The organism is Fusobacterium sp. FSA-380-WT-3A (assembly GCF_012843705.1).
In the GTDB taxonomy this organism is placed as follows: Bacteria; Fusobacteriota; Fusobacteriia; order Fusobacteriales; family Fusobacteriaceae; genus Fusobacterium_B.
Map to the genome: position 1 here is coordinate 1 of NZ_JABAFQ010000014.1, position 16,620 is coordinate 16,620.

Annotated in this window: 2 protein-coding genes; both read right to left on the reverse strand. The window is 27.6% G+C overall.

Annotated elements, in window-relative coordinates; all coding sequences use genetic code 11:
* Positions 1-174: 174 nt before the first annotated feature.
* Positions 175-4,857 carry an autotransporter outer membrane beta-barrel domain-containing protein gene (locus HF862_RS08010; RefSeq protein ID WP_170187350.1) on the reverse strand — a complete coding sequence of 1,561 codons (4,683 nt, stop codon included), beginning with the start codon at positions 4,855-4,857 and terminating at the stop codon, positions 175-177.
* A 338-nt stretch (positions 4,858-5,195) separates the two neighbouring features.
* Positions 5,196-16,610 carry an OmpA family protein gene (locus HF862_RS08015; protein WP_170187351.1) on the reverse strand — a complete coding sequence of 3,805 codons (11,415 nt, stop codon included), beginning with the start codon at positions 16,608-16,610 and terminating at the stop codon, positions 5,196-5,198.
* Positions 16,611-16,620: the final 10 nt, after the last annotated feature.

Sequence of the window (16,620 nt, forward strand, 5' to 3'; positions counted from 1 at the left end):
ACTTATTTTTGTCTATTTTCATATAAAAAATTAAAAAATTTTTATATAAAATCAATTTATAATTTCCTTAGAAATAACAATAAAAAACCCGAGGTATTACCCTCGAGTTTTCTATATTATAATAAGGATTCAATATTAAAATTATATTTTATTAGCATTTACATATTACTTTTATTAAAATCTATATCCTATTCCTAAGTTTGCTCCATAATTTTCTGTTTTATTACTTCCAATTGTATATGAAGCTCCTAAATTATAGAATAATCCAAATTCATTTTCTATCTCAGTACCTAATGTAAAGTTTACAGAATTTTCTGTTAAATTAGCACCTAATATATTAAAGGTTCCACCATTTATAAAACTTCCCTTAAATTCTTTATCAATATCACCAAATAATTTTGTATAATTTACACCTGCTACAAATCTCAAAGTATTTCTATTTAGTACAATTTCTTTTGATATATCCAATCCTATTGTTGTATCAAAAGTAGATATATCAGCATCTTTTAATTTAAAGTAAGAATCCTTTATATCATCTTGCTCTATATAAGTATATCCCAATCTTACTTTTGGTTCAAAAGATACTCCTTCAAATTTAGCTATATATTTTACTTGTCCATATGCTGATAATGAATTTGTTTTATATGAAGTTTTTGATAATAATCTACCAGCTTTGTTATCAGTATCATATTTTCCTAATTGATATCCAGCTCCAGCAGTTAAATTATAATTTCCTATTGTTTTTCTTGAGTAAGTTCCTAAATAGAATACATCTCCTTTAGAAGTTCCACCATTAGAATCTAAATTTTGTTTTGAGCCAGAGAAAACAAATCCCATTGATGTATTATCATCTATTCCATATTCTAAATTAGCTAATAATCCAGATGTTTCTAATGTAGAATCATAATCTTTTCCTAATGTTCCTTTTCTATCATATTGATTTTTATCATATAGGACTTTTCCTGAAGCTCCCCAATCTCCTGTTTTAACTGTTCTATCTATTCCTAATAAAGTATCTTCTGACAATTTAATATTTTCATAAGAAGCCTTTACAGTTTCAGAATAAATATTAGAAGAATATATTGTATCTAGCTGTTTTTCTCTTAGAGATATTTCTCCACCTTCAAAATAATCACTAACATTTGCAGCAGCATTATTAATATTATTTAAGATACTATTTCCTTCAAATAACTTATCATTATATCCTATTAACAGTTTACTTTCTGTACTTCCATCAGTTGATAAATCAGATTTCTTTAAAACATATACTCCATTATTATTGTTAATTACTCCAACACCTATATCTTTAAAAGTATTTTTTCCTAAAGAAATTTCTGTATCTTTTCCATAAATATAAGTAGTATCTAACACTATATCTTCTTTATTATCTTGTGTTCCTTTTACTATTACTCCATTAGAATTTCCTAGAGCATTAGTTTTTCCATCACTATTAGAAACTTGTAATACTAGTTTTCCATCTTTATCTATATTAACAGTATTTCCATTCTCTAACTTAGAATTAGAAGTTAATGTTAAGTTACCTTTAATGTCAGTAGTTCCTATATTTAAGTTTCCTGACAACAAACTATTTCCTCTAGCTTCTAAAGAATTAACCTTTGTATCTCCATATATACTAGAATTTTCTAATATTAATTGTCCATTAGAAGAGTTATTACCTATATTTCCATTAACTCTTGTATTATTATTTAATGTTAATTTAGAAACTTGTTCTTTAAATAAAATATCAGCTGTATTATCTCCATTTCCATTTATAGAACCAGAAGAAATTTTTAAATCTGTTACTGTTAAATTTCCACCATTACCAAAGTTAAGAGTGGTATCATTTATAGTTGTTTCATCTTCAGTTTTTACTGCTCCAATAATATTTAATGATTTTAAATCTATTGGTTTTTCTCCACCTTTGATTATTACTCTACCAGCTAAATAAACTCCCTCATTTTGATTTATTTCACTTATTTCAATTTCTTTATTTCCAATTACTTTATCATCTTTATCAATAGCAACCTTATTTTCTTTGTCTATTAACATTCCTGTACTATTAAATTCATTTCCAAATAAAGTTGAGACATCTATACTTTCTAATTTCTCTGCTGTTTTATCTTCAATCTTAATTTTTCCTATATTTGTTGTTACTCCATTTCCTGCTGAAACTTTATCTTTTAAGTAAACTCCTATAGTTCCATAGTTTTCCAAATCAGAATCTTTTAAAGTTATAAATGTTCTACTTGAATCATCTTTAGGATTAGAAATATTAATAACACCTCTATTAACTATTTTTCCTCTTGTTTCAGAAGAATCCATAGTTACAGGAGTAGTTGTTTTATTAACTTTTCCTATAACTGAAATTTCATCAGTTGTTATTTCTGTTCCTTCTTTTACTTCTATATTATGGAAATCTTTAATAGATTTAATATCTCCTTTATATCCATCTATTATTAAATTAGAATTTTCTACTGTAGATACTCCAGATTTTTCATCTAGCTTTGTAGATTTTCCTTGTCCATAAAGACTTCCTATTATTTTTCCACCAGTAATATTTATTGTAGAATTTTTAACAGTTGATGTTGCTCCAGCTGTGGCTATTCCTCCAGCTACTATATCTCCTTTTACTGTTCCATCTAAAATATTAATTATTGAATTTTCTACATAGGCTTTACCCATATTTCCTGTGGCTACTCCTCCACCAAATATGGCTACTCCCTCTCCTAAAGCTGTTACTTCTTTGTAGTATGTTTTTATATTTTGAGTTCCCAATGGTTTATCTGTTTTCATTAAGCTATTTAGATGTTTATAACCAAATTCTGTTACTTCTCCACCTTTTATATTTATTGTACTTGTTCCTGAAATAATAGCCTCAGCATTAGTTTTATTTGATTGTGAATCATCTATAACTATTCCTCCACCAAATAATCCATCTATAGAACCACTATTTAAGTTAATTTCACTATCTTTTACCTTTGTGGTTACTTTTCCTTCAAAATTTAATCTTCCATCATAATTTCCACTTCCGTAATAAAGAGCCAGTCCATTTCCTGAAACTCCTATTACTTCTGCTCCATTAATATTTATTGTAGATTTTTCTTTTACCTCTGTAGTTGACTTTGTCCAACCATTCCCTGTTGAAATTCCATTTCCTAAAATTCCCACAACATAGCCTTTTTGTAAATCTATATTTGTGTTATTAGCAGTAACTGTTGATATTCCTTTATCTGCAGCTATAGAAATTCCATTTCCACCTACTCCAACTACAACTCCTTTATCTTTTGTATTCATTATGATTGTTTGAAGATTTTTTACTAAATCTTTTTTAGTTAGAATTCCTTTCATTCCTAAAATTATATTAGGAATTTCATTTTTATTTTCACTTAAATTTTTATTTACATTAACTACAATATTAGTATCTCCAACTTCTACTGTTGATGTTGATATTTTATCTTTTTCAGTAGGAGCTTTTCCTTGAGGAGAATTTTGGTGAGATACTGCTAATCCACTTCCTAATATAACAGCTGCTGATGTATTTCCAGATAAATTAATATTTGTATCTTTAGATTTTACTGTTGAATTTCCACCATCATTTAATCCAGAAATAGTAGCTTTAATTCCTGATTTTTCTATTGTAAATTTATCATCTTTTAAGGTTCCACCTAAAGTTTTATCTTTTAAAAATTGGGAAACATCTGTAGATAAAGCTGCTCCTCCTCCAAATATACCTCCTACAACTCCTTGTTTAATATCTATATTAGTTTTTCCATTAGTTTCAGAATGAGCTTGTCCACCAAGAGTAGATACTGACATTCCTCCTCCAAATAACCCAGTTGTAATACCATCTATATGTTTTTCTCCCTCTACAACTGAATTTATACTGATTTTAGTATCTCCTGTTACTATAGAAGTTGCTTGTCCACCAATAGCTGTAGATAATCCTCCTCCTGTAACTCCAGCTATGTTTGATGTTCCATTAATATTTAATTCTGTATTTCCATTAATAGTAGTTGTTGCATTTCCATTTAAATCTAAATCAAGATTAACTTTTGTTTTTGAAACCTTTTTCTCTGCTTCTACTTTTATATTTCCTAAAGATATAGCTGTGCTTCCTACACTTCCACCTATTAAATTTCCACTATTAACTGTTACAACTGAGTCTCCTTCTCTTGTTATTTTTAAATTTTCTTCTCTAGTGTATGATGTTATTTTAGTAGGTATAAAAGGAACATTTATTTCACCTACTCCAACTCCCATATCTCCACCTATTAACCCTACTACTACAGGAGATGTTTTTCTTTCTAAATCTCCAATTTCTGTATTTGTTGACCCTTTAATTGTACTAAACCAATTAGTATTCGTTCTATCTAAAATTTCCAAAATTTTCTTTGAATTTGGTCCTAATTTATTACCTGCTAATTTTCCTAAATTTTGAAGACGACTTACTCCATAACTATATTTTCCTTGACCAGCTAAAGCACCTGTTATTACATAACTTCCTTGATTATTTTCATCTATATAATTTTTATTGTGCTTTATACTTTGAGACAAGGCATTTCTCACATCTTTTATACTTTTAGCACTTTTTAAATCTTCTAGAAACAAATAAGCACTACCTTTTGTTTTAATTACTAGATTTCCATCTTTTCCAACAACAAGCTTGCTTGTTTTCAAATCATTTAATGCTTTATTATCATAAACTCCTTTTGCAGAACTCCAAGTTACCTTATCAGTATCTGCACAAAAAACAACAGTACCAGCTATTAAAAATCCTACTACTGTTGCCATTGTAATTTTTACTTTTGATTTTAGAAATCTTTTTAAATTTTTTTCTGTTTCATTGTAATGTTGCATATGGGTATCCTCCTTATTGCTAAATAGAAATCTTTAGAATAAAAAGGTCTATCTACCCTACCTAACATGCTAATTTTTAATTTGTCCATTCACTAAATAAACTCTCTCTATTTTTAGAATAACATAACTTTTTAAAAAAATCAACTATTTTTAGTTATTTTTATTCGATTTTTTTACTTTTATTTCTTTTTTAATATCAATTTTTAATTATTATTCTTTTTTCATTGCAAATTATATTTAAAATTTTTAACTGTTATTTTATTTTCTAAAATATATAATAAAAACCCGAGGTATTACCCTCGAGTTTTTTAATTCTAAAAACTTTTTATAAATATTAACTATTTTTCAATAATACTTACTTCTACTCTTCTATTTTGTGCTCTTCCCTCTCTAGTTGAGTTTGATACAGCTGGTTTTGTTTCTCCATAGGCTTTTGTTTCTATAATTCTAGTTTCAATTTTAGAAGCATCTCCTAGTATATTAACTACCTCTTTTTCTATAGATTTCACTCTTCTTTCTGAAAGTCCTTTATTATATTTTTCTTTTCCTATACTATCTGTATGACCTTCTATTAAGATTTTTCCATCTACATTATTATCTTTTACATATTGAGCCACTTCTTTAACACTTTCTAACTCTTTATCAACTGCTTTATCCTTATCAAATCCAAATAAAGATTTTACATTTAATAGATTTTCAGGAATTCCATAATCATTAAATCTAAATGTGAAAGTCAATCCAACAGACCAATAGTCCTCATCTCTTTCAAAATCTCTTTCTGTTCTTCCTTTTAATCCTATTGTTAAATAGTCCTCCTTATCAAAGTTAACTCCTATTTCTCCTGCTACAACCCCTCTAGTTTTTTCAAGAGCTTCTAATGATGAGTAACCTGTAGAAGAATTTATTGTTCTTACTCTATTTTCATCATAGTTAGTTCCAAAATCATAAGAATAATTAACATCTCCTAAAAGACTTACTCTCCATTTTTCTCCTAAGTTTTTAGAAATATTTCCGTTAAGTCCTAACATTGCTTTACTGCTAAAGTAGTCGTTAGATTTAACTTCTATTCCTATATCTCCTTTTTCTTTAATATGTTCAAAGATTCCATATTCAAGATTTAAACCTGTGTAAATTCCAACATTACTATTGTCTTTTACAAATATAGATTTTCTTAATTGGTTATCTAAACCAATTTGGTAAGAACCATAATGGGCTTTTCTATTTATAGAGTTATTATTTATATTTCTATCCATTCTATGATAGTTATAACCAATATCTCCTCTTGTAGTAAATGTAATTCCATTGTCATACTCTTTAATTCTGTGGATTCCTCCTCTTAATGAGTAAACATCTTCCTCAGTAGCAGAACCATCAAATTTAAACTCTGTTCCTGTAAATCCTAATGTATATCCATATCTATCTAATCCATCAAACTCTTTCATATAGTTGACACCTTTTGTATAGTATTTGTATCCAGCTATATTTTCATTGTTGTTTGTATATTCATTATCAGTGTAGATAATATTAAATTTAGAATTTTCATATGTTGGGGTACCTGAGCCAATTAACTCTTTAAATGAGTTATCATATACTCTACTGATATCTTGCATTCTTGATTGAAGATTAGAGTATGTATTAAGTCCTGAAATTTCACCCATTATTCTATTGTATTCAGAATTAAATACAGTAGTATTTCCCAAGCTATCTAAGTAGTAGTTTAGATTTTTCAATACTTCACTATCTTTTCCACCATTAACAAGGATATTATCTAAAGAATCTTCTAAGCTATCATATCTACTTCCAACACTTATGTCTTTGTAATCTACCTTGCTGACAGTTAAATCTCCCTCAACTAATTCTGTATCAAATAAAGGTGATGTATTAATATTGATGTCAGCACTTGGGTCTATAAAGTCCTCTACTGTATATGATAAGCCATCTCCTTCTAAAGCAAAGTTAGAATCTAGTTTAATATCTCCTGACATTTCAGGGGCTATAAATCCAGCTCCACCAGCAGTAATATCTATTGTAGGATTATTTAACTTGATATTGTAATCAGTTTCTAATATTCCACCAATATTTGAGAAGTTATCATTTACTTCTAGTATTCCCTCTTTTTTATCTATTACTAGACTTCCTTTATCAGATAAATTTTTATCTAGTTCTACAGTACCTATTCCATTAGAAGAAGTTATATTAATTTTACCTGTATTCTTTAATTCTCCAACTCCCATAATTCCAACACCATTATTTACATTAAGTGCTCCGTTATTTTCAAAGGCAGAAGAACTATCTATATACATTCCTATTCCATCATTTATATTTATAATACCTTTTTCTCCATTTGTAATAGTACCACCATTAATAGCTCCCATACCTATTAATAAAGTATTATATGGAAGATTATCATTATTTCCATATGAATATTCACCTTTTTCAAGATTAATAGTTCCATTATTTATAGCTTGAGAACCTGTACCTGTGGCTATCATTCCAGTTCCTTTACCTGTTACAGTAATATTTCCTCCTTCAGCATTTACCACTGTTGCTCCATAAGAAGCTTGCATTCCTACTCCACCATTTTCTATATTTATTTTTCCACTATTAGTAAAGTCTACATATCCAACTACTTGTACTCCTACTCCTCCATTATTAGCTACAGTTATTGTTCCAGAGTTTGTTCCAGTTGTTCTTGGTCTTTCTCCTCCAATACCGTTAGCCATATAGATTCCTATAGAAGCGTAAGTTTTATCATCAATATCCATAAGAGCTCCACCTACAGAAATATTTCCTTTATTATCCACAATGTTTTTTCCTACTGAATAAATTCCTATAGAACCATCACCAAGAGTCATATTAGAACTATTATTTATGATAATTGATTCTCCTGTTTTATCAATTGTTCCATCATCTTTTTTAGTTCTAGAAATAGCCATAATCCCTGTAGCTAAATTATTAACTTCCCATTCTCCAGCTCCTACTGTTATTGTATTTTTAGAATCTTGATTTGAATCTTCTCTTGTTTCAATTTTTCCTAAATCCTCAATATTTAATACAGTATTTTTATAGATTCCAGCAGTTCCTTTTCCAAAAACATTAGCAGTACCATTATAAGTTATATTTCCATTATGGATACTTGCTATTCCTGTTGTATTTTCTCCAGATACTTCTAAATCTCCATTTGCAACTTCAATATTAGTATCTCTTCCAAATACTCCAATAGCTCCATCAGAAACTGTAATTATTCCATCTTTTACAGCAACAGTATGCATATGGTCATGAGCTTGGTTATTTTTATCCTCTATAACTCCAGCTATTCCTACACTTTCTTTTCCTTTAGCTGTTACATTTCCATTATGAGTTACATTATAGTTTTTAGAATAAATACCATAACTATGGCTTCCAACCTCTATATCTCCTGTTCCTGTATATGAATGTTTCCATCCTTTATTATTAGCTGTTAAATATACTCCTATAGAGTTTTTATTTTCATTAGGTTTTTCTACATTTTCATCTAATCCAACTTTTATATCTCCATTAGCCACTATTACAGAATTTTTACCAAGAATACCTATATTATATTTTCCATTTACCTCTACTAAAGTTTTTCCTTGAGAGAATTCTAAATTTTCTCCAGCATTTAAAGTTACGCTATTATTATTATTTTTATCTGTTGCCTCATTATAATTTTCTCTTCTAATAATAGTACCTATACTATAAGAAGATGTTTTACACATACTAGAATTAAAATTCTCTATAGTTCCATAAGTTCTATCATAAATAGTTCCTATTGTATGATGAGAATTTTCTTTATGAACTATATTAATATTAATTGGATTTTCTTGATTTTCAGAAAGAATATTTGATTCCTTGTAATAAACTCCTACTGAATAATTAAATTCTTCTATATTATTTTCTTTTTTACCAATAGATACTCCACTTCCTAAAGATATTGTTGTTTGTTTATCCAATATATTTGGAGTATTTGTAGTTGAACCTTTAATAACTACTCCTGCTCCTCCACCAGTTACCTCAATATTAGAAATTTTTTGTCCATTAGTAGATGTAATATCTCCACCATTTTCAAGTATCATTCCAATATTCCCATTATTAACTTCTAAAGATGTAAGGGTATTATTTGTAAAATCAAGAACTCCATTGTTTACATGCAATAAAGCTCCATTTTTAGATACGTCTATTTCTCCTAAAGTTTTCATAGTTAAGTTACTGTCTTTTACATAAATAGCAGTTCCTTTTTCTCCTACAGAAATTTTTCCATTAGAATTTATTATTGTTTTATCATCTATTGTATTATTTTCAATTTTTCCAACAGAAGCTATACCTATTCCCTCTTTACCAGTAGTAATATCTCCTAAACTATTAATAGTTGTACTAGAGTTATTAATATATAATCCTAAACTTTCATCTCCTAAAGTAATATTTCCTATATTTGTAGATGTAGCTGAATAATTATTTAGGTATATTCCTAGATTTCTATTTCCATTTGTATTTCCAGAGATATTTCCTAAAGAAACATTTCCTGCTATTCCATTTAAAACAATACCTGTGCTTTCTATTCCTGAAATATTTATAGTTCCATTATTTGTTATATCATTAGTTTTTGTACCTATGTAGTAAATACCTGTAGCATAATCTCCAACTTCTATTTTTCCGTTTCTATTATTGAAAATATTTACATTATCTCCATAAATTCCAGTAGACAAGTAAATTTTTTCCTCTGCAGTATCTTTATTTTCTATAACACCTTCTATAGTTATTTTATTATTATTTTTTATAGATACTCCTTGAACTCTTCCTTTATTTCCAAGTCCTGCCATTCCTACTACAGATTTTCCAGATAAAGTAATTTCTCCATTATTTGTTACTTCTGTTTTAATAGCTCCATTTTGTTTTCCTAAAAGTCCTATTATTCCATCTGCATCTTTAGAATTTTCATTTGTAATATTTGCTGACGAAGTAAGATTCCCATCTAATACATAAGCTCCTGCTCCTTGATATTTTCCAGAAACTACTGGAGTTTCTATAGAATTATCAAATGAAATCTTTGTTCCTTCTCCTAAAGTTACATTTCCACCTTTAGAATATACTCCTACAGAATATCCTTGAAGATTTAAAGTATCTCCATTTGAAGTAGTAATTTCAGAACCATTTCCTCCATAAATTCCTACTCCATAAGATGTGTTAATAGTATTTCCTCCAGTTAAGGCAATCTTTCCAGAATTAGTGTAAATACCTATTCCTGTTTCTTTTTTATTTACTCCTGTATCAGGGTCATTACCTTCTGAATAAGAATCAATATTTATTGTACTTCCTGATAAAGTTAATTTAGTATTTGAATTGTCTGTTGAAGTTCCTACTACTATTCCTACTCCTTTAACTAAATCTATATCAGTATTAGAAATGTTATAATTTCCATCTTTTTCTGATTTTAAATAAATTCCATAAGATAATTTATCATTATCTTCATAATGGGCTTTAGCATCTATTGAAACATTAGAAATACTTACTCCTGAATCTAGTGCATAGATACCTGTAGAACCTTTAGCTAAAGTAATATTCATTCTCTTTTCATCAGTTCCACCAATAGTAGTTCCTTTAGTTACATTAGCATCTGTTGAATCTTTATCAGATTTTACTACTAAAGCTGTTGTTCCACTATTTTTTTCTAAATTAGAATTATCAGCAAGGATTATATCACTAGAAATATTAGTTCCATCAGAATAGATAGCTATATTTCCACTAGCCATTTCAAAGTTTCCTGTAGAACCAATCTCTACATTTTCCCCTTTAGTGTAGATACCTATTCCTAAATGAGAGTTTTGTGGATTTTCTTTATCAGTTTCTGCTTTTTCATTGATGATAATAGTTCCTGTATTTTCTAGTTTACTATTTCCAGTTAAGAATATTCCCGTTCCTCTATTTGCATTTTCTCCTAAAGTGATAGTTCCAGAGTTATTAATAATTCCACCTAAAGAGGCTATACCTATACTTTTTGAAGTATTATTTAATGTTACAAAACCTTTATTATTTATTGTAGAATCTGAACTTGCTAATAATCCTGTTACATTTTCTACTTGAGTATTACTTGTTCCTATTGTTACTCCACCACTACTTTGTTTTGTTAATATACTTTCATTAGCAACATATACTCCTATAGTATTTGATTTATCTATCTCTACTTTAACAGCATTATCTGAAATTATAGGGTTTTCGTTTTCAGAAGCATAATAAATTCCTACACTATTTTTATTATTTATTCCTTCTCCTGTTATTTTTACAGTTCCACTTCCTGATAAAGTAGAATCTTTTAAATATATTCCTGTACCATTACTTCCATTATTACTAAGAGTTAATATTTTACCTTCTTCTACAACAACATTAGAACTATTAGCATAAACTCCTATATTTTTTCCTTCCCCTATACCTTCTAAAATAATGTCTCCATTAATATTTTTCTTTTCTTTATCTGTAGTTCCTTGTAAAACTACCCCTATAGTTTGCTCTCCTGTTGAAATAGATTTTATATTAATATTTTCTAAATCCTTAACCCCTTTATTAGCATAAATCCCTATTGCACCATCTGAAACTTTTATACTTCCTTTTATACTATTATTATCAATATCACTAGTATATTTTGTATTACCTGACAAATATATTCCTATATTATTCTTTCCATTTAAAGAAATATCTCCATTATTTGTAACTACTTTTGTTTTTGAATTATCTTTACCAATACTAGCTATAAGAATATTATTAGTTTGATTTCCTTCAAAGTTTCTTGAAATATCTTCATTAATAGTAATATTAGAATTTTCAGCATAAACTCCTACTCCATTAGAATTTCCAAATGTAATTCCACTTGTAGTAAGTTTACCATTTCCAAATTCTAAATCAGTTGCTTTAGCAACTACTCCAATATTTTTATCTCCATTTAGGTTAATATTACCTATTGAATTTATAGAGTTTTTATCTTTTTCCTCTGTATTATTGGTATTATCTACATAAATTCCTATACCACTTGTAGAATTTATATCAATAGTTCCTTCATTATCTATCTTTCCATTTTTATTAGCTGCTACCATTCCTATTGATGAACCTTTGAATTCTTCAGTTGTTTCAGATAATAACATTGATTCTCCAACTATTATTTTTCCATTATTTGTAATAGTTCCATTATTTAATACTCTTATTCCTCTTCCGTTATTTCCTGAAATTGTTATTTCACTGGTATTATTAATATTTCTATTATCTACTATAACTGCTTTTCCACCTATTACATTACTTATATCAATATTTTTATTTATACTAATATCACTATTATTTTTTCCCTCTTCCCCTTTAGCATAAATTCCTATTCTATTAGTTGTATTTACAGAATCTTTAGGGTTTAAACTATTAAATACTAATTCATTTTCTAAAGTAAGATTACTATCTCCATCTAAATATATTCCTGTAGCTCCATCTCCTAAAGTAAATTCTACTTTTTTATCTGTAGAAGTTTTATCTCCTAAGATTACATTTGAGTTTTCAGCATAGATTCCTACCCCTGTATTATCTTTATTATTTTTATTAGAACCTACTGTAATACTTCCTGTATTAGTAATTTCAGTATTTTTTCCATAGATACCAACACTAGAATCTGTTGTTATTCCTTCTCCTACTATAATAGTTCCAAAGTTTGTAACAGTTCCTCTATTTTCTTTTTCTTCTCTAGCATCAGCAAATATTCCTACTCCACCTATTCCTGATGAAACATCTATTTTACCAGCATTGGTAATTTCTAATTTAGTAATATTTCCACCAAATTTATTTTTAGTTGTATCTATTGTACCATCTTCATTTTTATAAAATTCTTTAGTAGCTTCTCCATAGATTCCTATTCCATCTTTTCCATAAACAGTAATAGATGAACCTTTATTGACTGTTACTTTAGAGCCATTTTTAGAGAAAATTCCTATTCCATTATTATTTATTTCATCTCCATTATTAGAATCAGAATTTTCTACTATTATATGACCTGCTTTATCTTGTTCTTCTCCTATATTAATTACTCCATAATCAATATAAGCTCCTATTGTAGATTTAGTATTTTTATTTTCTTGAGATATTTCAGGAGCTTTATCAGTTCTATTAGCTGTTAAAGTACTATTATTTGTAATATTAATCTGAGTTTCCTCTCTTTGTTGTTCTCCTATTGTTTTACCATCTTGTCCTTTTGTATAATCTTGTTTTATATTAGAAGTAGAACTAATACCTATTCCAATTACTTCTCCATTAAAATAAGTACTAGCATCTTCATTAGATAAAGTATGATTAGTATCAGTAATCATATTTATTCTTGATCTTTGAAATTTATACTGACGTAAAAATCCTTCATTATTATTGTTTTCTTCTGAACTATTAAGAAGAATATTTCCATTTTCAATAGAAGCTATTTTATAACCTTCATAACCATTTTTATCAAGTATAAATTCTCCAACGAAATCTTTTAGATATGGCTCTCCAGGTAAATTTGTATCTCCTGATTCTATTTTTTCACTAGAATAATTTTCGTTATTTCCATCAATATTAAATAATGTTACATTATTAGATGTTATCTTTATCCTTGCTCCATTAAAATTAATATATTTTCCTACCTCTCCTTTATCTTTAGCATTTATATTAATTCCATAAGCACTTCCACCTAAAGTTAAAGTAGAATCTTTATCAAATACGATTTTTCCATTATTTATAGTTTGAAGAGCAAAACCATTTCCTGAATACCCTATATTTCCTTTAGCATCGACTTTTGTAATTCCACCATCAGATACAAGTCCTACTTTTGTTCCATCTATTGAAACTTCCCCTTTTAAAGTAACATCAGGTGTAATATCTTGATTATTTTCCATTGTAGAAGTTTCATTTTTAGTAGTATATATACCTACAATAGCATTTCCATCTCCTTTGATTGTAGTTTTTCCAAAATCAATAGTTCCACCCTTTGAATATACTCCTACACTATTTTCTCCACCTATATTTATAGTACTTTCTGCTAAAGTTAAACTATTGTCATTATATATTCCTATTCCATCTTTTCCATTTACAGTTACAGTTCCACTATTATTTTCAAAAGTACCTGTATTATAAATTCCTACACCTTTTTCTCCTATAATTTCTATAGTTCCACTATTACTTCCTTTATTATCGTCCATAATAGCCATACCTATATTATTATTTCCAGTAAGAGAAATTTCTCCCTTATTAGTAGCTAGGGCTTTTCCTTCATTAAGTTTATCTCCATTTTGCCAATTACTATTATTTTCTCCGTCTCCAAGTGTGATTTCCCCACTAGCCATCATACCTATCATATTATTAGTAGTTCCTGAAATAGTACCTTTTATTACTATTTTTCCATTTTCTTCTACTTCAATTCCATTAGTTACACTTCCAGAAGAATTAATATCCTTAGTTCCATCCCAAGTCTGTGCCATAGCTTGCATAGCTACATTATAAGTTGGAATATCATTAGAATTTTCTTTTACTGTTCTTTCTTTTACAGTTACATCTATAGTACTTCCATTAGTTATACCATACATCTCACTTCTAAATAATACTGAGTTTTTAGCATTTGCACCAAATCTTACATTATTTAAATTGTTATCAGTAATAACCATATCATTAGTATTATTATCAGAATAATTTTTATCTCTTACAAAACCAATAGTTTGGTCCCCATCTACTTTAATAGATATATTTTCAAAGTTAGCAATAGGATTAACTTTTTTTTCTCCAAAAATATCTTTGTAGTCACTAGCATTAGAACTTAAACTTTTACCTACTACCATTCCAGCATTTTGTTTTCCTGCTACAACTATATCACTTGTATAGTCTTTTATTACTCTATCAGTTCTATCATCATTTTTTATAGTAATAGTTGTTTCATCATTATTTAAATTTCCTATTATTTTAGTTTTATCAAAATATATATTTGAGTTGTTATAAATATTACCCATTCTAAATCCATAGTTTTGAGTAGTATTATCTCCTATATTAATTTTTCCTATATATACATTATCTCTTAATATAGCTCCAGCCTTATTTCCAGATTCATTTTCTTCAAAAGATATTCCTATATTATTTCTAGGAGTAAATCTTGTATTAGGAAGATTATATTCTGGTTTTATTATATTTATTTCACCTGCATTTATAGTTTGATTATTTTTCTTTTTATTTGAAGAACTTTGGGCTGAATCTATCATAATTCCTATCATATTTTTATTTATTGCTTTATTAATATTATTTCCCGTTCTATTTATATTCATTCCTATATTTATTTTACCAGAATTTAAAAGAATAGAATTTTTATCATTATCATAATCCCATATTTGATGTTCTAAACCAATTAAATTTCCATTAAGTTTATTAATAGTATCATCATAAGTATTATCAATAACACCATCACCATTAGTATCTTTATCAGGATAATCAATAATATTAGCATTATTATCAGTTGTTGCTAAATTTAGTTCTCCCGTAAACTCTGTTAATTTTATATTTTCTTTACTACTATTTAAACCATATGAAGAAGACGATAAAAATGTTCTTACATATAAATTATTATTATCGATTATTCCATATCTATTTCCTTCATATGTTAAATGATATTTTCCACTAACTGTAACATTTTCTCCAATAGCATCACTTATAAAAGTTGTTGTTAGCCCTGCTTTATCACTTGTATTATATGGCTTATATTTATCTGTATACTTTCCTGTTTGACCATTTTCATCTTCATATCCAAGTATTTCTGTTTTATTATCTTTTATTACAGTAAGTTGCTTATTTCCTCCTGAAGCTTTATTATCATAAAAAAGTGAATCTTGATTAACCCAAATATTAAATCCTTCTTCATCTGCTTTATACTCAGTATAATTTTTTACAATATATAAATTATCAGGGTTCTCTTTTCTTTTAGCATAATCTGTTTTTGTATCTTGAGAAAAACTTCCTGTTTTTATTTTTACTGTATCAAGAGAAAAACTATCTGGAGTAGTTACATTAGGACTTCCAACTGTTATAGTTTTCACTTCAAAAAGAGATAAATCTACAACCTCATTTATTGTAGGTGCAGTTGTATTTGTTTTTATCACCTGTTGTGTTATATTTCCCATATTTGTATTTATATTAACTTCTATTTCTTTTGGAGTTGATATTCCATTTGTTAAGGTATTAAAATTTTCATCCTTTATATCCTCTACAGGCATAGTTAAATCTCCAAGATTTAAATCTATATCTGGCAACTTATCATTAATAGCTACTTCTCCAACCTCATCAAACTTAAATTCAGGCTCTTTTACTATACTATCTTCATTAGGTAATGGATTATCTATATCTGGTACATTAGGTTTCACATCATCTCTAATATCAGGTATATTAATACTAGGTTCTTCATTAATCTTTTTATCAGATGAATGATGTGCACTTCTTCTACCTATCTCCACAGAAGTTATTATATGTGTACTCTTATCCTGTGCATTTTTTATTATAAATAAATCTTTTCTTAACTCTAATATTTTTTCAGCAATTTTTTCTTTTTCACTTTTTAATAATTCTTGTCTTTCATCTAAAGAAAATTCAGCACCTAAAACAATATTTCCTGTAATTAAGAATCCTACTAAAACAGAGAAAGAGTATACTCCTTTTTTCTTTAAATATTTCTTTAAAGCCTTTTCAGTTTCAATTTTATTTATCATTATATTACCC

Excerpts from the sequence above, each read along its gene's own strand:
- HF862_RS08015 (WP_170187351.1), bottom strand. The coding sequence starts at position 16,610 with ATGATAAATAAAATTGAAACTGAAAAGGCTTTAAAGAAATATTTAAAG.
- HF862_RS08010 (WP_170187350.1), bottom strand. The coding sequence starts at position 4,857 with ATGCAACATTACAATGAAACAGAAAAAAATTTAAAAAGATTTCTAAAA.